Origin of the sequence: Mesorhizobium sp. KR1-2, assembly GCF_040045035.1 — a bacterium.
Taxonomy (GTDB): domain Bacteria; phylum Pseudomonadota; class Alphaproteobacteria; order Rhizobiales; family Rhizobiaceae; genus Pseudaminobacter.
Map to the genome: position 1 here is coordinate 693,312 of NZ_JBDZDS010000001.1, position 17,809 is coordinate 711,120.

The 17,809-nt window shown below is 63.4% G+C and carries 17 protein-coding genes; 11 read left to right on the forward strand and 6 right to left on the reverse strand.

Going from position 1 to position 17,809, the window contains the following annotated elements:
- Nucleotides 1-17 precede the first annotated feature (17 nt).
- The 4 genes from fabF (at nucleotide 18) to gmk (ending at nucleotide 4,230) form a co-directional block, all read left to right on the forward strand.
- Entirely contained in the window at nucleotides 18-1,280 is a 1,263-nt protein-coding gene (fabF, locus tag ABLE85_RS03315; protein WP_348791244.1) for a beta-ketoacyl-ACP synthase II, read from the forward strand.
- A gap of 96 nt (nucleotides 1,281-1,376) precedes the next feature.
- Nucleotides 1,377-2,570 (forward strand): endolytic transglycosylase MltG, encoded by a 1,194-nt coding sequence (gene mltG, locus ABLE85_RS03320; RefSeq protein WP_348791245.1) that lies wholly within the window; start codon nucleotides 1,377-1,379, stop codon nucleotides 2,568-2,570.
- 109 nt (nucleotides 2,571-2,679) lie between these two features.
- The gene (locus ABLE85_RS03325) at nucleotides 2,680-3,570 is read left to right on the forward strand and encodes a YicC/YloC family endoribonuclease (protein ID WP_348791246.1); all 891 of its coding nucleotides are present in this window, start codon (nucleotides 2,680-2,682) and stop codon (nucleotides 3,568-3,570) included.
- A 3-nt stretch (nucleotides 3,571-3,573) separates the two neighbouring features.
- The gene (gene gmk / locus ABLE85_RS03330) at nucleotides 3,574-4,230 is read left to right on the forward strand and encodes a guanylate kinase (RefSeq protein ID WP_348791247.1); all 657 of its coding nucleotides are present in this window, start codon (nucleotides 3,574-3,576) and stop codon (nucleotides 4,228-4,230) included.
- Between the two features lie 28 nt (nucleotides 4,231-4,258).
- Here gmk and rsmA read toward each other — a convergent pair whose 3' ends face one another.
- The 6 genes from rsmA to lptF all read right to left on the reverse strand — a co-directional run bounded on the left by rsmA (nucleotide 4,259) and on the right by lptF (nucleotide 11,836).
- Nucleotides 4,259-5,083 carry a 16S rRNA (adenine(1518)-N(6)/adenine(1519)-N(6))-dimethyltransferase RsmA gene (gene rsmA, locus ABLE85_RS03335; RefSeq protein ID WP_348791248.1) on the reverse strand — a complete coding sequence of 275 codons (825 nt, stop codon included), beginning with the start codon at nucleotides 5,081-5,083 and terminating at the stop codon, nucleotides 4,259-4,261.
- Complete coding sequence (gene pdxA, locus ABLE85_RS03340) at nucleotides 5,080-6,105, reverse strand: 4-hydroxythreonine-4-phosphate dehydrogenase PdxA (protein ID WP_348791249.1); 1,026 nt, start codon at nucleotides 6,103-6,105, stop codon at nucleotides 5,080-5,082. The genes rsmA and pdxA overlap by 4 nt, the downstream gene beginning before the upstream one ends.
- Before the next feature lie 5 nt (nucleotides 6,106-6,110).
- Entirely contained in the window at nucleotides 6,111-7,049 is a 939-nt protein-coding gene (locus ABLE85_RS03345; protein ID WP_348791250.1) for a peptidylprolyl isomerase, read from the reverse strand.
- Between the two features lie 93 nt (nucleotides 7,050-7,142).
- Nucleotides 7,143-9,389: an LPS-assembly protein LptD gene (locus ABLE85_RS03350; protein ID WP_348791455.1), complete on the reverse strand. Its 2,247-nt coding sequence runs from the start codon at nucleotides 9,387-9,389 to the stop codon at nucleotides 7,143-7,145.
- A 159-nt stretch (nucleotides 9,390-9,548) separates the two neighbouring features.
- On the reverse strand, nucleotides 9,549-10,637 hold the full coding sequence (gene lptG / locus ABLE85_RS03355) for an LPS export ABC transporter permease LptG (RefSeq protein ID WP_348791456.1): 1,089 nt from the start codon (nucleotides 10,635-10,637) through the stop codon (nucleotides 9,549-9,551).
- Entirely contained in the window at nucleotides 10,634-11,836 is a 1,203-nt protein-coding gene (gene lptF, locus ABLE85_RS03360; protein ID WP_348791251.1) for an LPS export ABC transporter permease LptF, read from the reverse strand. The genes lptG and lptF overlap by 4 nt, the downstream gene beginning before the upstream one ends.
- A gap of 365 nt (nucleotides 11,837-12,201) precedes the next feature.
- On the opposite strand from lptF, the gene ABLE85_RS03365 reads away from it, so the two are divergent.
- The 7 genes from ABLE85_RS03365 (at nucleotide 12,202) to ABLE85_RS03395 (ending at nucleotide 17,765) form a co-directional block, all read left to right on the forward strand.
- Nucleotides 12,202-13,698: a leucyl aminopeptidase gene (locus ABLE85_RS03365; protein WP_348791252.1), complete on the forward strand. Its 1,497-nt coding sequence runs from the start codon at nucleotides 12,202-12,204 to the stop codon at nucleotides 13,696-13,698.
- 77 nt (nucleotides 13,699-13,775) lie between these two features.
- Nucleotides 13,776-14,225, forward strand: a complete 450-nt coding sequence (locus tag ABLE85_RS03370) for a DNA polymerase III subunit chi (RefSeq protein WP_348791253.1) — start codon at nucleotides 13,776-13,778, stop codon at nucleotides 14,223-14,225.
- A 151-nt stretch (nucleotides 14,226-14,376) separates the two neighbouring features.
- Nucleotides 14,377-14,985: a hypothetical protein gene (locus ABLE85_RS03375; RefSeq protein WP_348791254.1), complete on the forward strand. Its 609-nt coding sequence runs from the start codon at nucleotides 14,377-14,379 to the stop codon at nucleotides 14,983-14,985.
- A gap of 2 nt (nucleotides 14,986-14,987) precedes the next feature.
- Nucleotides 14,988-15,848: a 23S rRNA (adenine(2030)-N(6))-methyltransferase RlmJ gene (locus tag ABLE85_RS03380; protein WP_348791255.1), complete on the forward strand. Its 861-nt coding sequence runs from the start codon at nucleotides 14,988-14,990 to the stop codon at nucleotides 15,846-15,848.
- Nucleotides 15,849-15,917: 69 nt separating this feature from the next.
- A complete protein-coding gene (locus ABLE85_RS03385) occupies nucleotides 15,918-16,355 on the forward strand; it encodes a hypothetical protein (RefSeq protein ID WP_348791256.1) in 438 nt (145 codons plus the stop codon).
- Nucleotides 16,356-16,406: 51 nt separating this feature from the next.
- Nucleotides 16,407-17,105 carry a ribonuclease gene (locus ABLE85_RS03390; RefSeq protein ID WP_348791257.1) on the forward strand — a complete coding sequence of 233 codons (699 nt, stop codon included), beginning with the start codon at nucleotides 16,407-16,409 and terminating at the stop codon, nucleotides 17,103-17,105.
- A 63-nt stretch (nucleotides 17,106-17,168) separates the two neighbouring features.
- Nucleotides 17,169-17,765: a glutathione S-transferase family protein gene (locus tag ABLE85_RS03395; protein WP_348791258.1), complete on the forward strand. Its 597-nt coding sequence runs from the start codon at nucleotides 17,169-17,171 to the stop codon at nucleotides 17,763-17,765.
- The last annotated feature ends 44 nt before the right edge of the window (nucleotides 17,766-17,809 follow it).

Consider the following 17,809-nt stretch of genomic DNA (forward strand, 5'->3'; position numbering starts at 1 on the left):
ATTCCGAGAATACCGCTATGAGGCGTGTCGTCGTCACCGGCCTGGGTCTGCTTTCGCCATTTGGCGTCGGCGTTGAGCATGGCTGGAGGGAGCTTCTGAGCGGTCGGAGTGCCGCCCGCAGGATCACTCATTTCGAAGTCGAAGATCTTGCCTGCAAGATCGCGAACGTGATCCCGCGGGGCGATGGCAGCGACAATACCTTCAATCCCGAGGCCTATCTTGAGCCGAAGGAGCTGCGCAAGATCGGCGACTTCATCCTTTACGGGATCGTGGCCGCCGACGAGGCGCTGAAGGATTCGGGCTGGCAGCCCAAGACGCCGGATGAGCAATATGCTTCCGGCGTGATGATCGGCTCGGGTATTGGCGGTATCGAGGGGATCGCGGAAAACGCGCTTACCCTGCAGGAACGCGGCCCGCGCCGTATCAGCCCGTTCTTCATTCCGGGCAACATCATCAATCTGGTTTCGGGGCAGGTTTCCATTCGGCACGGGCTCAAGGGCCCGAACCATGCCGTGGTCACCGCCTGCTCCACCGGCGCGCACGCCATTGGCGACGCGGCGCGGCTGATCATGTTCGGCGATGCCGATGTGATGGTCGCCGGCGGTGCCGAGGCCCCGGTGACGCGCCTTTCGCTGGCGGGCTTTGCGGCCTGCAAGGCGCTCTCCACCGGACGCAACGAGACGCCCGAACAGGCTTCCCGTCCCTATGATCGCGACCGCGACGGTTTCGTCATGGGCGAGGGCGCCGGCGTTGTGGTGCTCGAGGAGCTCGAGCACGCCAAGGCGCGCGGTGCGAAGATCTATGCCGAGGTCGTCGGCTACGGCCTGACCGGAGACGCCTATCACATCACCGCTCCTTCCGAGGACGGTGAGGGTGCCTTCCGCTGCATGACGGCTGCGCTGAAGCGTGCGAATCTGCAGCCTGCCGACATCGACTACATCAACGCGCATGGCACTTCGACCATGGCCGATACCATCGAGCTCGGTGCGGTCGAACGCCTGGTCGGCAATGCTGCCTCGAAGATCTCGATGTCGTCTACCAAGTCGTCGATTGGCCACCTGCTCGGTGCTGCCGGCGCGGCCGAGGCGATTTTCTCCATTCTCGCCATTCGCGACAATATCGCTCCTGCGACGATCAATCTGGACAATCCCGAGCGCGAAACGGCGATCGACCTCGTGCCGAACAAGCCGCGTGAGCGCCAGATCGATGTTGCGCTTTCGAATTCCTTCGGATTTGGCGGCACCAACGCCTCGCTGGTTTTCCAGCGCTATAACGGCTGAGCGGCGCCGCAAGGCCCGCTTCGCCGCGAATTTTGCCATATTCGCCCCTAGTCTCTCGGCGGGGATTCTTACGCAAAGAGCATTTGTTGAGGCGCTATGACCACGAGTTCTTCCGACGGCGAAACCGGTCGCAGTACCGAGTCGTCGAAACCGATCGTTCCCAAGAGCGCCAGTGAGGCATTGCGTCCCGAAGCCGGGACGCCCCCGCCCCGTCGTTCGCGCGCCTCGCGCAATCAGTTCGTTGTTTTCCTCAACTTCATCGTTTCCGCTATCGTCCTGGTCGTCCTGGCTGCCGGAGCGGGGGTCTATTTCGGCAAGCGTGAGTTCGACGGGCCCGGACCGACCACGGTCGACCAGACATTCCTGATCAAGCCGAATACCGGCGTGCAGGAGATCGCAGACCAGCTCGAGCGCCGCGGCCTGATCAACGATGCGCGGATCTTCCGTCTCGGCGTTCGCGCCTACGGCAATGACTCGGCGCTGAAGGCCGGCGAATACGATATTAAGGCCGGCGCCTCGATGCGCGACGTGATGGAACTGCTGAAGAGCGGCAAGTCGGTGATGTATTCACTGACCATCCCCGAGGGGCTGACCGTCGAACAGGCGTTCCAGCGCGTCGCCGAGCATGAGGTGCTGATCGGCGACATGCCGACGACGCTTCCCCCGGAAGGCAGCCTCGCCACCGACACCCAGCGCTTCACCCGCGGCGCCACCCGCCAGCAGATCATCGACAAGATGCTCGCGCACCAGAAGCAGATGGTCGAGGAGATCTGGGAGCGGCGCGTGCCTGGCCTTCCGCTCGCCGACATCAACGAATTCGTGACGCTCGCCTCTATCGTCGAGAAGGAAACCGGCCGTGCCGACGAACGTTCGCGCGTTGCCGCCGTCTTCATCAACCGGCTGAAGAAGAAGATGCGGCTCCAGTCGGACCCGACCATTCTCTACGGCCTGTTCGGCGGCAAGGGGCGCCCGGCCGATCGGCCGATCTACCAGTCCGACATCGACAAGCCGACGCCTTACAACACCTATCAGATCAACGGCCTGCCGCCGACGCCGATCGCCAATCCCGGCCGCGCGGCGCTGGAGGCGGTCGCCAACCCCTCGCAGACGGACGACCTCTATTTCGTGGCCGACGGCACCGGCGGGCATGTCTTTGCCAAGACGCTCGACGAGCATAACGAGAACGTGGCACGCTGGCGTGCAGTGCAGAAGAAGCAGGCCGAAGAGGCCGCCAAGGCTGCTGAAGGTCAGACGACGACCGGCGACAAGCCGGCCGCTCCGGCCCAGTAGGGGTGGGAGATCCGGTGAGAACGGACCGAGGGCGCGCCGCAGAACACTGTTTCCATTCGTGCGGCCGTTCGGACCGAACCGCCGCGCCGGCGCGTGAGGGGGCCGGGAGATGATCTTGCAGAGTATGACGGGCTTTTCACGCGCCGCCGCGGAGCACGACGGCGCGGCGATAGCCTGGGAACTGAAGTCGGTGAACGGCAAGAGCTGCGAAGTCCGCTTTCGCCTTCCACCCGGCTGCGAACGGCTGGAGCCCCAGCTGCGCCAGGCCGTGCAGAAGCGGTTCAGCCGCGGCAATATCCAGGCATCGCTGAACGTCACCCGTGCTGCCGGCGCACTTGTCCAGCCTGTGGTCAACGAGGCATTCCTCAAGGATCTTGCCGGGCTTGCCAAGCGGCTGCAGGAGCAGTTCGGCATCGCGCCGCCCACCGCCGACGGGCTTCTCGCTCTGCGAGGCGTGCTCGACGTGCCGGAAGCAACCGAAACCGAGGAGCAGCGGGCGAGCTTCGACGCCGCCGTGCTGGCCGCGCTGGAAACGGCACTTGCCGGCCTGGAGGACGCGCGCAAGGCCGAAGGAGCCGCCCTTGGTGCGCTGCTTGGCGGTCATATCGACACGATAGAAGCGCTGACGCTGAGGGCCGAGGCCGATCCGTCGCGTGAGCCCGCCGTGATCCGCGCACGCCTCGCCGAGCAGGTCGCCCTGCTCATGGACGCGGCCGCCACTCTCGATGAGGCTCGGCTGCATCAGGAAGCTGCGTTCCTCGCGACCAAGGCCGACATTCGCGAGGAAATCGACCGCCTGAAGACGCATGTCGCTTCCGGCCGCGCGCTTCTGGCGGGGGGCGGGGCCATTGGCCGCAAGCTCGATTTTCTGGCGCAGGAATTCAATCGCGAATCGAATACGTTGTGTTCGAAATCGAACGCCGCGGCGGTCACCGCCATAGGGTTGGAATTGAAGGCGGTCGTCGATCAGTTCCGCGAACAGGTACAGAATCTGGAGTAGCATATGAGCGCTGAGACACCTTCGAGCGCCATCCGTCGTCGGGGCCTGATGCTGGTGCTGTCGTCGCCCTCGGGCGCCGGCAAGTCGACCATCGCGCGCACTCTGCTCGAAAGCGATCCGAGCCTCGAACTGTCGGTGAGCGTCACCACGCGCGCGCGACGCGGCAGTGAGATCGATCGCGTACACTACCACTTTGTCTCGCAGCGCGATTTCGAGCGTCTGCGCGACACTGACGCGCTGCTGGAATGGGCCGAGGTGCACGGCAACTACTACGCCACCCCGCGCGAGCCGGCGGAAGCGGCGATGGCAGCCGGTCGCGACATGCTGTTCGACATCGACTGGCAGGGCGCGGAGCAGCTGAAGGAAAAGATGCCGGCCGACATAGTGTCGATCTTCATCCTGCCGCCTTCCATGAAGGAACTGAAGACCCGGCTCAAGCGCCGCGCCGAGGACAGCGACGAGGTCATCGAGAAGCGTCTGGAGAATGCCCGAGTCGAGATCGAGCATTGGCGCGACTACGACTATGTGGTGGTCAACGATGATCTCGACCGCGCCTACAGCGCGGTACGCGCGATCGTAACGGCCGAGCGCCTGCGCCGTAACCGGCGTCCCGGCCTGTTCGACTTCGTTTCGGGATTGCTCGACGAAAAGACGGAGTAGGGCGATTGCCCTCCTTCGCGGAGGGCACCTACACTGCGTTCGCCAACGCCACGAATTCAGCGATGTCCAGCGTCTCCGCGCGGCGGGTTCCGTCAATGCCGGTGGCTTCCAGCAGGCGCGCGCCTTCGATGCCTTTCAGGCTCTGGCGCAGCATCTTGCGGCGCTGGCCGAAGGCGGCTTCCGTGATGCGGCCGAGCGTGCGGACATCGGCCGGCAGCGGGTTTTCACGCGGGATGAGCTGAACCACCGAGGAGGTGACCTTCGGCGGCGGTGTAAAGGCCTGCGGCGGCACGTCGAAGACTATCCTGGCATCCGTGCGCCAGCCGGCAAGAACGCCGAGCCGGCCATAGGCATCGCTACCCGGTTTGGCGACGATGCGTTGCGCCACCTCACGCTGGAACATCAATGTCATGGAAGCGTAGAAGGGCGGCCAGTCGGCCACCGTCAGCCAGCGGATCAGCAATTCCGTGCCGATATTGTAGGGCAGGTTGGCCACGATCTTGACCGGACCAGAGGGGACCAGAGCGGCGAAATCGGTCTTCAGCGCGTCGCCCGGGATCACTTCGAGGCGACCCGGGTAATGTGCCGAGACCTCTGCCAGCGCTTCCAGGCAGCGCTCGTCGCGCTCGATGGCGACGACACGGGCGGCCCCGTTCATCAGCAGCGCGCGCGTCAGTCCGCCGGGGCCGGGGCCCACCTCGATGACCGTGCAGGCAGTGAGGTCGCCGGCCGAGCGGGCGATCTTGCCGGTGAGATTGAGGTCGAGCAGGAAATTCTGGCCGAGCGACTTCTTCGCCTGGAGACCATGGCGCTCGATCACGTCACGTAGCGGCGGCAGTCCATCGAGGCTCATTTGGCGTGGCTTTCCGTATCGGCCAGATGCCGCGCCAGCTTCAATGCGGCGATCAGGCTGTCGGGGCGCGCAATGCCCTTCCCGGCGATGTTGAAGGCGGTGCCGTGATCTGGCGAAGTACGGACGAAGGGGAGGCCGAGCGTGACATTGACCGTTTCGTCGAAGGCCAGAGCCTTGGCCGGGATTAGGGCCTGGTCGTGATACATGCAGATTGCGGCGTCGTAGCTGGCGCGGGCGCGCGGATGGAACATGGTGTCGGCAGGGTGCGGACCGACCGCCTCGATGCCGGACTGGCGTAGCACCTCCACGGCAGGCCGCACGATTGCCTCGTCCTCGCTCCCCATTGCACCGCCTTCGCCGGCATGGGGGTTGAGGCCCGCAACGCACAGCCGGGGCTTGTCGATCCCGAAGCGGGTTCGCAACTCATGAGCGGTGATGCGGGCGACGGTGACGATACCGCCGACCGTCAGTGCTCCGGGGACGTCGACGAGGGGAATGTGGATCGTCACCGGCACGGTGCGCAAATCGGGACCCGCCAGCATCATCACCGGCGTGACCGAGGTGCCCGTCTTCAGGCTGGCCAGATGGGCAAGATATTCAGTGTGGCCGGGAAAGAGAAAGCCAGCATCGTAAAGCGGCTTCTTGGCTATGGGGCATGTGACGACCGCCGCAGCTTCACCCGCAAAGACGTCCGCAACAGCCCGGTCGATCGCTTCGACCGTGCCAGTGGCATTGGCAGGATCCGGCTTTCCGAGGCTGTCAATAAAACGGGCTGCGAGCGGCACGACCGGCAGGGCGCGGGAAAAGGTGTGGACGGCGCGGCCGGGCGTGGTCTCTTCGATCACGATGTCGACGCCAAGCTGGCGTGCTCGCGCTGCCAGCAGGGCAGGGTCAGTCAGGAGATAGAAAGGCGGAATATCCGTTGCGGTGCGCGCCAGCCAGGCGGCGATGGCGATCTCGGGGCCGATGCCCGAAGGATCGCCACTCGTCAGCGCCAGCGCGGATTCAGCATGGAAGCGCACAGTGCTCAGCGTTCGACGATGCGGGCTCTGTCCCGCAATTCGGCCATGTACTTCTTGTTGAGCTGCTCGGATTGCTGGTCCTGCGTGCCTTCGGACTGGAACACCATCTTGGCCACCTGGTCGTCCGACACTTCGCGGGCGCTGCAAATGCCGATGAATTCGACGCCGCGATCGGTCTCTCGCACCCCCGTGGTGCCGCCAGTCTTGGTCTTCTTGATCTGGTCTGCCCATTCCGGCGGCAACTCCGGCGCCAGCACGCGACCGAGATCACGCACCGTCACGTCAAGCAGGCCCTTGGCGAACTCGCGGGTGGTGTTGCAGCCATTGAAGCGCGCGCGCATGGCCTCGGCTTCGCGCTTTCGGGCGCCAATCTTGCCGCGCTCCTTTGGCGGCACGACGAAGATCACCTGCTGTAGCATGTATTCGGTCGCCGTAGGCTTGCTTCCGCCCTGCTGCAGCATGCGCTGGACCACGTCCTGCTCGCTCATGCTCCCGCCTTGCTCGCGATAGCGAGCCTGCAGCGCCTGATTCCAGCCCATCTGGGCAGCGATGAACTGCTTGAAGTGCTCCGGGGTGACACCTGCCTGCTGCATGATGTCGTCCAACTGCTTGAGCGTCATCTTGTTGGAACTGGCGAAGCGCTTGTACGCATCATTGACCTGCTGCTCCGACACCTTGATGCCGAGCCGCCTCGTCTCCGCCACGCGCAACGTTTGCTCGACCAGCTCGTCGGCGGCAAGCTTGTTCAGATTGCCCTTGCGGTGCTGCAGCTTGAGGAAGGCCGCGCGCCGCTGGATGTCGTAACTGGTGATCGGAACATTGTTCACGACGTATTTGATCTCGCTCGCCGCGGCCGGAACGGCAGTGCCCACCAGCGTAGCAGAGCTCACTGCCACAAACATCGCGAAGCTCGTCGAAACGAGGTATTTCCTGATCAAAGCCATATCGATCGATCCCCGCCCTCGATATTCCTAGTCATAGACATGGGTTTGGTTGCCGATCCTATGCGGCGAAACAATGACGACTACTTGCGCGCGTCATTGCAGCAGGTCCCTCGTCGAGGAACCGAAATCGCCAAGTGTACGGAACGAAATGTTGAAACCGAAGGTTTGCACGTCCTTTTCCCGCTTTTCCGGATTAAGGTTCGCGTCGCGTTTCGTCGTCATCGTCACCGTATAGGAGAAGCACTCGTCGTCGTAGGCGAAGCCGACCGAGTTGCGCGTGACTACACCAGACTGGAAGTCATAAGTGCCCGAACCAAAAGCGCGCCAGTTCTCGTGGAAGCGGCTGGAGGCGCCGAGCGTCATTTCCTTGCGGTCCTGGTCGAAGCCGTAGAGTGGCTGAGCCTGGATGAACGCGTACTGCGCCGTAACGGAGATCGGCGACGAGCTGTAGCCGGCCTTCAGTTCGGCACGCCTGACTTCGAGCGTATGCTCGTCCAGGCGCGCGCTGGCCGATGCCGACAAGCCGAGGGGGCTGACAAGTCCCATCAGGCCGACGAAATCGGATGTGTCGGTTTCTAGCCCGGAATAGGCACCCGCATTGACGAGGTCGGGCGAAGCGAAAGAGTTGCGGCCGGCGAGCTGGTAGGACTGGCCGAACAGGGCATTCGTCGCCCAGCCGTTATCGTACGAGCCGGAATAGCGGAAGCCGACATTGGCGCGCGTGCCACCCTCGATGCGGTCGTAGCCGGAGAACTTGTCGCGTTCGAACAGCGTCGTGGCATCGAAGACGAAGCTCTGCGCATCCTCGTTGGGAATGCCGAGTTCGGCGGCATATCTCTCGTTCGGGCGGGCGAACACCTGCGCCATCGGCTCCAGAACGTGCGAGGCGCTGGTGGAGGAAAACAGCACCGGCCAGCGCAGCTCAAGCCCGGCGGTCGCCATCGCGCGATAATAGGCCGAGAGGATGTCCGTCTCGACGGGGGTCGGCAGACGGGCAGCCATATTGTTGATCGCATCGACCGAGGCCTGCGTCTGGCTGACGGACGTAGTGTCCGCCTGGAAGGCCAGCAGCGGCGTGACCACCAGGCCGCCATCGGTGATGAAGGAGCGCTTCCACTCGGCTTCCGCAGTCAGCCTCGTCGAGGTGCCGTCGATGCCACGAACCGCTGGCTTCTCAGGCCGGTAGTCGAGATGCGAGCGGCTGACCGAACGCAGGTTCACGCCAAAATTCAGTTCGCCGCCCCATACGGGCTCGTCGGGTATATAGCTATAGTCCCACACAGGCAGGACCCAGGGCTCCTTGTCGCGCCGCTCGTCGTTGAGCGCGTCGCTCTGAACCTCGAATCGCATCGCCCGCAAATCGAAGAAATTCCGATCGTTAAGACCGGTAAGATAGATCTGCGACTGGTAGATATAGTTGCTATAGCCGTCGATCTGGTAGGTGTAGGCGAAGTTCTGGTCGGACTGCGCAAGGATGTCCCAACCGAACACCCAGCGCGGGTTGATGTCGAACCTGCCCTTGGTCCCGACCATGCCGCGCAAACGATTCGGATCGTCCGCCGGTCCTGAATTCACGCCATGCCGACCGTTCGGCTGGACGAAGGCCTGGGGATCGTTCTGACGGATGCCGGCGATCTTGAGGCTGTATTCACCCGAGTCGAAGCGCTGGCGCCATTCGGCCTCGCCAAGAAAGCCCTGCTTGGTAAAACCGGTACCGGTAACCGTCAGGTCGTATGTAGGCGACAGAGCAAAGTAATAGGGCACTGCCACGCCGAAGCCGAGTTCGGACTTGGTCTTCAGACCGGGGAAAAGAAAGCCGCTTTTGCGCTTGACCGTCGGGTCGGCGATTTCGAAGCTGGGCACATATGCGATCGGGAAGCCGAAGAACTCGAAGCGCGAGTTCTCGAAGCGCACCGTCTTGGAAGTGCCGTTCCAGATAATCTTCTGGGCCTTGATGCGCCAGATCGGCGCCCTGTCAGGCTGCGCCTCGCAAGGCGCGCATGCGGTGTAGACGCCATTGTTGAAGGTCGTCAGCACCCCGCCCATGCGCTCGGCGCTTTCGGCCGCGAAATAGGTCTTGTCGATTGTTTCGACACGCAGCGCGTTGACGAAGCCGTTGGCGAAATCGTCGGTGACGTCGATCTCGTCGGAATAGATCTTGGTGCCGTTGCTGTCGACGATCTCGACATTGCCGCTGGCCACGAGCCTGCCGGTGTTGCGGTCATAGGCGACACGTTGCGCGACCAGGCGGTTGCCGCCGTAATCGATCCTGACACCGCCGACAGCGGTTACCGTGTTCTTGTCGTGGTCATAGACCAGGGTGTCGGCTTCGAGCAGCATCTGCGAGCCGGCCGGGATATTGGGCGCGAGGTTGCCGATCTCCTGCGCCGAGGCCGGAGCGGCAGGCAGGGCATAGGCGAACAGGCAGGCGAGCGCTGTCGCGCCGTAGAGGCGTGCCAAGCGGATCGTCTTTTGCGCTGGTGTCACCGCGCCCCCCAACTAACCGTCCTCCCTGTATAGCAGGAAAGTTACCCCGAAAAACATGGCCACGACGACCGGAAACCACGCCGCGATGAAAGGCGGCACGAATCCCGCGTTCCCGAATGCCTTGACCAAGACTGAAACGACATAAAGCAGAAACCCGGCGACGACGCCACCCAAAATCATCGTCGAAGATTGCCCCATCCTTGCAAACCGCATCGAAACGGTGGCCGCGATAAGCGTCATCGCAACGAGTAGTGGCGGCAGTGCAACAAGTGAGTGGAACTGCATGGCAAATGCGTTCGCCCCGAGGCCGAACGAGCGTGCTGCCTCGATCTTGCTCGGAAGCTGGAAGAACGGGATCGTTTCGGGTTCCGCGAGGCGTTCCTGCACGAATTCCGGCTTCAGATTCGTCGGCACTCGATCGGTTGCGAGTGATTCGACACGAGCGCCGTCGCGGAATCGCTGGACGTCGTTGAGTTCCCAGTAGCCCTCACGCAGAAATGCCCGCTTGGCGTCCTTGCGCTCCACGATTTCGCCATTGCGGTCTATGTCGAAGAAGACGGCGTCGGACAGCTCCAGACCCTGGTTGAGAACGGCCCGCGCCCCGATGATGGTGTCTACGTCCCCGACCTTCTGGTGAATCCAGGGGGCGTCGAAGGCCGAAACCTCATTGGAATCGCCGGAGCGGATGTCGGATTCAATGAATTGGGAGCGCGACAGCCCGTAGGCCGCGATCGGATTGATGATTCCGATCGTCAGAATGCCGAACAGCAGGGCGCCCGCGCAGGCCGGCAGCAGGAACTGCCAGGCGGAAATGCCGGCAGCGCGCGCGATCACGAGTTCATATTTGCGATTCAGCGAGACCAGCGTCGCCATCGCCGCGAAAAGCGCGATGAAGGGGACGGTCTGCTGCACGATCATCGGCACGCGCAGAGCGGAGACCGAAAGCGCCATAAGGAAGGTGAATTTGGGCAGTCCGGAGGTGCGGCTGGAAAACTCGGTGAAGTCTATGAGGAAGATCAGGGCGAAAATGCCGACGAAAAACCATGCCGTGATCACGGCATAGCGGCGGAAGAAATAAAGGCCGAGTGTCCAACCCATCAGGCCGATTCCCCACTCACGTTGGCCCGGCGTGTCAGCCTGAGCCAGAGGGCCGACAGCTTCTCGCGAGACTGGCGTGCCGTGCTGGATATGCGCTCGGTCCAGGCGAGCGGGAGCTCCATCGTCTTGTTGCTCTTGATGAAGCCGATTGCCACGAGGGCAGCAATAGCCGGCACAAAATAGGCAAGTGGGCTGAACAATGGGTTCGTCTGGGCCTGGTTGGACACGAAGAAACCCAGCCAGCGCACGAAAAGCGCGATCGCTATCGATGTCACCAGCGGATTGATGCGGCCCTCGCGATGCGATCGCGCGTCGCTTGCTACCGCAAGTGCGATCAGCGCGAACACCAGCGAATATAGCCATTCCGTCAGCCGCCGGTGCAACTCGGCGCGGAAAAGTTGCGGGCTGTTCTGGTATATCTTGTCGTTGGGATTCGGCTTCATCAGGTAAGGCAGCGTACGATCCTTAGGATACATGGTGATGCTGCCGGTGGCCGATGAAAATGCGGAAAGATCAAAGGCATAAGAGGTGAAGCGGATCACCGACAGATCGCCCCCGGGCGCCTTGCGGTGAACCGCCCCGTCGCTCATCACGAGCATGCTCTTCTCGCTGTCCTGCACCACGGCGCCGGTCTTGGCGTAGTAGACCAGATCGGTGCCCGGCTGGCGCGAGTCCGCCACGAAGATGCCGCCCAGGCGACCGTCGGGCAGCCGCTCGGCCACTTGCACGAACAGGCCGTCATCGACCTTGCGGAAGGTGCCTTCCTGGATGATCAGGGACAACAGGTCGGCGCGCGCGGTGGCGATGAGCTGGCGGCCGCGTTCGCGCGCGTAGGGGTCGATACCGTTGTCGACTACGAAGGAGAAGGCGCTGGCCAGAAGGGCGAGGACCAGTATCGGTCGCACGATGATCCAGCGCGAGCCGCCGGCCGCGCTGATGACGGCCAGCTCCGAATCCGCGTTCATCACGCTGAGTGTCTGCGCCACTGCGATGATCAGCGCGAAGGGCACCACGATGGGAGTGATCGACGGCAGGATCAGCGTGGCGACTTCGAAGAAGGTGAAAGCCGATTGGCCACTGTCGGTGACGAGATTGATGCGGGCGAGCACCTGGGTCGTCCAGACGATCACCAAAGTCCACAGCAGCGCGCCCAGGAAGAACAGGAGCGTCCGGTGCAGTATGTAGCGTTCAACGACCTTCATGTGCCGCGGGGTTCCGTTCCTCTGGTCGGCTGTGGTGGCCCGTCAGGTCGCGGCAAAGGGTAGCTGCGCCATGGAGGTCGCACAATCGCTTCAATCCGCTCCTGCCTTTTGTCTGCTGTCGGCGCATGCGGGAGTCTCGTCAGGATTGGCTAAGAAACAGCCAAGAAAGCTGGTTAATCAAGCGTTGACCACGATTCGGCAACCGATTTAGCAGGTGCAGCCGCAATGATCGACCGATCAGATCAACAGCCACAATGCAGCAAAAAACAGACCGAGCGGCCTTGCGCCTTGCCAAATGCTGCAAAACGACGAAATGTCGCGTGAAGATCTGTCCGCAAGACGCCACATTCGAAAGCAGGCCCTCCATGACACCGATGCCCATCATCAGCTTCGCCAAGTTCGCTGCGCCCAAGAAAGGCACGGCAATCGTGCTCGTCGAGGAAGGCGGCGCCCTCAGCGAGGCGGCCAATACCTGTGATCCGGGAAAGGCTTTTTCGCGGGCTTTCCCGGTAGCGGAATTTTCCGGGAAGTCCGGGAGCGTGGTGGAAGTGCTGGCGCCCGAGGGCTCCCCGCTCGACCGTCTGGTCGCGATCGGCGCGGGCAAGGCTGCCGATCTCAATGATTATGGCTGGCTGAAGCTGGGTGGCGCGGTTGCGGCGCAGCTGCGCAAGGCCGGCGAGGTGACGGTGGTCGTCGAGCTTGCGGGCGCTGCGGCTGGTGGCGCCGAGGCGGCGAAGCTCGCGGCCGGCATGCTGCTGCGCAGCTACAGCTTCGAGAAATACAAGACCCGCAAGGACGAGAACAACGGCAAGGATGCTCCCGCCAAGCCGGCCAAGGTCACCATCCAGTGCGCCGACCCGGCCGGCGCCAAGAAAGCGTTTTCGGATGCGCAAGCAGTGGCAGACGGTGTCATGCTGGCGCGTGATCTGGTCAACGAGCCGGCCAATGTACTCGGCCCGGTCGAATTCGCCGCCCGTGCCAAGGAACTGGAAAAGCTTGGCGTCGAGGTCGAGGTGCTGACCGAGAAGGAGATGAAGAAGCTCGGCATGGGCGCGCTGCTGGGCGTCGCCCAAGGCTCGGTGCGCCCGCCGCGACTGGTGGTCATGCGGTGGAACGGCGGCAAGTCCAAGGACAAGCCGGTCGCCTTCGTGGGCAAGGGCGTGGTCTTCGATTCGGGCGGCGTGTCGATCAAGCCGGCCGCCGGCATGGAGGACATGAAGGGCGACATGGGCGGCGCAGCCGCCGTCACCGGCCTCATGCACTCGCTCGCCGCGCGCAAGGCCAAAGTCAACGTCGTCGGCATAATCGGCTGCGTCGAAAACATGGTCGACGGCAATGCCCAGCGCCCAGGCGACATCGTCACCTCCATGTCGGGGCAGACGATCGAGGTGCTGAACACCGACGCCGAAGGCCGGCTCGTGCTCGCCGACGCGCTCTGGTACTGCAATGATCGCTTCGAGCCGAAGTTCATGGTCGACCTGGCGACGCTGACCGGTGCGATCATGGTGGCGCTGGGTCAGCAGCACGCCGGGCTGTTCTCCAACAACGACGAACTGGCCGAACGGCTCGCCGCCGCCGGCACCACGACTCAGGAAAAACTGTGGCGCATGCCGCTGGGCGCCGAATACGACAAGCTGATCGATTCCAAGAACGCCGACATGAAGAACATCGGCGGCCGCCACGGCGGCTCGATCACGGCCGCACAGTTCCTGCAGCGCTTCGTCAAGGATACGGCCTGGGCGCATCTTGACATCGCAGGGACCGCCATGGGCTCGCAGGCCAACGAGATCAACCAATCCTGGGGGTCCGGATTCGGCGTGCGGCTGCTCGACCAACTGGTGCGCGATCACTACGAAGGATAAGCGGAAACGCCTCGCCTCGCCGAGATGCGACGAGGCGGGGCGTTTCCAATGCTGTCGCGATCGCTTACCTTGGCGCCATGGCCGAAGTTCTTTTTTATCACCTGACCGAATCGACGTTGGAGGAGGCGCTGCCGGGCCTGCTCGAAAAGAGCGTGGAGCGCGGCTGGCGCGCCGTGGTGCAGACCGGAACGGATGAACGGCGCGATGCGCTGGATGCGCATTTGTGGACCTTTCGCGACGATTCCTTTCTCGCGCATGCCACCGACCGCGAAGCCTTCCTCGAGGAACAGCCGGTGGTCCTGACCACCAGCCATGGCAACCTCAACCAGGCGCGTATCCGTTTCCTGGTCGATGGCGCCGTGCCGCCCGATCTCAGCGACTACGAGCGGGCCGTGTTCATGTTCGATGGCCACGACGCAAACCAACTGGAAGCCGCGCGCGGGCACTGGAAGCTGATGAAAGCCGGCGGCCACAGCGTCACCTATTGGCAGCAGACGCCTGAGCGACGCTGGGAGCGCAAGGCGTAACCCGGGTCGGTGGGAGCTCGCCCGCAAACACCGGCAGTGTGTTTCGGATCGGATAGGCTCGCGACCCGACGACGGCTGGTCGATCAATCGACGTCAGCTTTGCCGGTCGTGGCGTGGCCGCGGGGGCGCGGCGCCTATATGATGCCGTGTGATGCGCGGTTTCTTTCTCCTCTGCTTCCTGCTGGGCGCGGCGCTTGGCCTCGCCTATCCTTGGATTGCGAGAAATCTGAGCGGCCACGGCCTCGGCACCTGGCGAGTCTATGACCGCGGCATTGGCTACAGGCCAGTCGATATCCGACTCACTCCCGCCGACGAGCCGGTTCGCGTATTCGTCGACATGCGGGTGGTGGGAGAGAAGATCGCGCCCGACGGGCAGACCCTGCTGACGGTTGCGGCTGCGACGGCCGGGCGTACTGTCCTGACCTCGCGCCTGGTCTTTTCGCAGACCACGCTGAAGAACAGATCGGGCTACACCAACGAACTGGTCTACCAGGAGGACGCGGGGCTGATCCGCGACATCAATGCCGGGAGCTACACTTTCAGTGTCTGGCCGGGGGATGAAAAGGGCATCGACATCCAGTCGGTGGACATTGTGTTGCGCTCGGATGCGCTTGGCGTGAACCAACTGGTGCGAGAGTCCGGTTTCCTGCTAATGGCGGCCGGGGCCGTTGGTCTGATCTTCGCCATTCGTCGGCAACGGCGCATCCAGTGGGAGGGGAGACCGCCGGTGGCCGGTCGAGATCAGGATTACGAGAGCTGAGCATGAATTATCGCCACGCCTATCACGCCGGGAATTTCGCCGACGTCGTCAAGCATGCGGTGCTGGCGCGGCTGGTCGAATATCTGAAGCAGAAGGACAAGGCATTCCGCGTCATCGACACTCATGCCGGCATCGGACTCTACGACCTGGCGTCGGAGGAGGCAGGCAAGACCGGCGAATGGGAGGGCGGCATCGGGCGGCTTCTCGATGCCAGACTTTCGCCTGAGGCCGAGACGCTGATCCAGCCCTATCTCGACGCTGTGCGGGCCGCGGATCCGGAAGGCGCGCTCTCGGCCTATCCCGGATCGCCGCTGATCGTGCGCCGCCTGCTGCGCAATCAGGACCGGCTGTCGGCGATCGAGTTGCATCCGGAGGACGTTCAGCAGCTCAAGGCGCTGTTCGCCGAGGATTTCCAGGTTCGTGTCACCGAGCTGGACGGTTGGCTGGCGCTCGGCGCGCATCTGCCGCCGAAGGAAAAGCGCGGCCTGGTTCTGGTCGATCCACCCTTCGAGAAGGAGGGTGAGTTCCAGCGCCTGGTCGACGGCTTGCAACGGGCGCACCGGCGCTGGCCGGGCGGCATCTACGCGCTGTGGTATCCGATCAAGGACCGGGCGGCCGTCGCGGCGTTTCGCACTGCGCTTGCCGAAGCCGGCATCCCGAAGATCCTGGATATCCGTTTCGAGATTCGGCGCCCTTCGCGCGAGCCGAGGCTGGACGGCACCGGCATGGTCGTGGTCAATCCGCCCTTTACGCTGGAAAAGGAATTGCGGGTGGTGTTGCCGGCCCTACACGCTCTGCTGGCCGAAGAGAAAGGCGCGGCCTGGTCGGTCGAATGGCTTGCCGGAGAAAACGTCGCCGCTTGACCGTCGCGGGACCTTTGCGCACTATCCTTTGACATCATGCATTTTCTGCAATGATTCACGAGGTTAGCTATGTCCCGCATCGCCCACTTCGCCATGGCTGCCGCGATCGCCGTCGGATCGCTCTTTACTGCCCCTGACTTGTCCCGCGCGGGCTTCTTGTTCGAGGAACCAGTGAGCGTGGGCCTCTGCGCCGCGCCACGCTATCTCAACAAGATCGCCTACCGTTTTCGCTACCAGGTACGGCACGTTCCATTCCTGCCGGATGTTGCGATCGCCAATTTCTATGACGTCCACCAGACACACTTTTTCCCCGTCGTCGCCCGTCATCCGATCGAGCGGGTCTATTGCGCTGCAAAGGCCATACTTTCGGACGGCGACGTGCGCGACGTCTGGTACGTGATCGAGGGCCGCATGGGCTTTGCCAGCATTGGCGACAACGTCGAATTCTGCGTCTCGGGCTTCGATCGCTGGATGGTCTATGACGGCAACTGCCGCGTGTTGCGCTGACGTCGCCGGCAAGTACGATCTAGAACGATGAAAACGGCCTGCAGTCGGCGTTTGCCTGTAGCGGCAGGGCTTGGCCTTGCACTGCTGCTGGTCCTCGGCGGCTGCAAGCCTGCCGGCAATAGCGGGCAGAAGGCCGAGCAGGCGCCCGCCACTCAGTCGAGCGTGCCGATCGGCACGGGCTTTGACTTCTACGTCCTGTCATTGTCCTGGTCACCGAGCTATTGCGCGGCCGACGCGCAAGAGGCCCGCAGCCAGCAATGTAACGGCGGCCGCCCCTACGCCTTCGTGGTGCACGGCCTCTGGCCGCAATTCGAGCGCGGCTATCCGGAGGATTGTCCCACTGACAGCCCGCGCGTGCCCGAGAGGGAGGCGCGCAATCTGCTCGACATCATGCCTGCCGTCGGCCTCATCGGCCACGAATGGCGCAAGCATGGCAGTTGCTCCGGCCTGTCCCAGGACGACTATTTCGCGGTTCTGCGTGCCGCGCGCGAGCGGGTGAACATACCGCCTGAATTCATCCGGCTGCAGGACTACCTCACGCCCGATCCCGACGAGGTCGAGCGCGCCTTCCTGAAGGCCAATCCGAATCTACCGGGGGATGGCATCGCCGTCACATGCGACAGGCGCTATCTGCGCGAGGTGCGCATCTGCATGAACAAGGATCTGACCTTCAGGACTTGCGACGAGGCCGACCGCCGCGCCGCCTGCCGCCTGCCAAAGGTGGTTATGCCGCCGGTGCGGGGCGGCTAGTTCGCGAATTCAATTTGCAACAGCGCCCCGACTTCGGCGGGCGCACTACACTTCGGGAGCTCCATGCCAAAAGTCCTCTATTCATCCGCTTCGCCCTACAGCGCCAAGGTGCGCATGGCGGCAGCTTATGCCGGCATCGCGCTGGAGGCCGTGCCCACCGACACAGGCGCCGAGCCGCCTGAACTGCTTGCAGCCAATCCGCTGGGCAAGATTCCGGTGCTGTTCGCCGACGACGGCGAGGCGGTTTTCGACAGCCGCGCGATCACCCAGTATCTGAACCGCCTGTCCGCAAACGCCCTGTTCCCGCGCGATGCCGAGAAGCGGCTCGAGGCCGAGCGGCTGGAGGCGCTGGCCGACGGCATTTGCGACTGCCTGCTCGCCCATGTCTATGAGCGCCGCGCGCGACCGGAGGAAAAGGTGCATTCGCCCTGGCTGGACAAGCAGTGGTCGAAGGTGTCGCGCGCGCTCGATTTGCTGAACGCAAACCCGCCCAAGCTGCCCAAGAAGATCACCGCCGGCCAGATCGCGCTGCGCACAGCCATCGGCTACATGGATCTGCGCTTCGCTGGCCAGTGGGAGCGCGGCCGCGCCAAGCTGAAGCGCTGGGCTGTGCGCTTTGACGAGAAGTTCCCCGAACTCACGCCGTATCTGCCTTCCTGATCGCAGATACAAAAAAGCCGGGCGTGGGGGGACGCCCGGCTTCT